This is a genomic window from Winogradskyella psychrotolerans RS-3 (assembly GCF_000427335.1).
GTDB lineage: Bacteria > Bacteroidota > Bacteroidia > Flavobacteriales > Flavobacteriaceae > Winogradskyella > Winogradskyella psychrotolerans.
Genome location: NZ_ATMR01000010.1, coordinates 1 through 688 on the forward strand (window position 1 = coordinate 1; position 688 = coordinate 688).

Consider the following 688-nt stretch of genomic DNA (forward strand, 5'->3'; position numbering starts at 1 on the left):
CCTCCAAGATTAACCAACAACCCAAAGTTTCCAAAAGTCTTGTTCATTCCTATAAGAAAATCTGTATTTACTTCTCTAAACCTTCTTATATCCTGTGCATACTGACCATTTACAAATCCAGGAGGTGGGGAGGATTGTCTTTGCGATCCTGTAGGTAGATTGTATTCTGAATCTCTGGAATAAAAATCCTGTCCAAATCTTCCTTGAACATATAACCAATCAGTGATGTCATATTTAGCTGTAATATTACCATAAACCCTATCTCTGATGTTATTTTCAAACCTTGAAAGTGCAAAGTAAGGATTGGTTCTGTTGGTAAATCTGGAATAAGGGAATTCATCACCATTTTCATCAAAAGCATATTCTTCCAATAATGCCAAAGGCAAAGAACTTGCCAGTGTATAAAGCACTACAGGGCTAAAATCCTGTTCTGCTATGTTTGGTGGATTTATTCTGTCTTCTTTAGAATAATTTATATTTCCTGAAACCGTTAATTTTTTGATGTTTTGGGTAAAACCTAAGTTAATGGTTTTACGGTTGTAATTGGATCCCGGTAGGATGGCCTTACTGTCCATATTGGCAACTGATAAACTAAAACCACCATTTTCTCCACCCGATGAAAGAGTGATTGTATTGGAAAGTGTGGATCCATTTCTGTAGTAATCTCTAATTTATTAGGCTGAGCAGT

1 pseudogene is annotated in these 688 nt (G+C 35.9%); it reads right to left on the reverse strand.

Annotation, left to right across the window (positions count from 1 at the left end):
* A pseudogene (locus ADIWIN_RS01320) lies at positions 1–575 on the reverse strand (hypothetical protein); the annotation flags it as partial.
* Positions 576–688 lie beyond the last annotated feature (113 nt).